The 231-nt window shown below is 50.6% G+C and carries 1 pseudogene; it reads right to left on the bottom strand.

Features of this window, described 5'->3' with window-relative positions:
- Positions 1–231: pseudogene (locus FS767_RS23115) on the bottom strand (Appr-1-p processing protein); the annotation flags it as partial.

Here is a 231-nt window from a genome sequence, read left to right on the forward strand (position 1 = left end):
CAGGAAGGGCTTTCTAGCCTCGTCGAACCAAATCAGCTCCAATGGATCGGCGTCGCTGATCCTTTTTTCGCAGTGTAGGTAGCTACCATCAAGGCTATTTAGCAGATGCCTCAAGCTATCAGCGTAAGGGCCGTAACGGTGCGCTTCGAACCTCAGATTGAGTTTCTTCAGACCTGTTTTTTCGATGTTTCGGTCTAGGAACCATGCCAGCTTCTGGACCTCCAGCAAGCT

This window comes from Pseudomonas sp. DE0010 (genome assembly GCF_007680745.1).
GTDB classification, from domain to species: domain Bacteria; phylum Pseudomonadota; class Gammaproteobacteria; order Pseudomonadales; family Pseudomonadaceae; genus Aquipseudomonas; species Aquipseudomonas parafulva_B.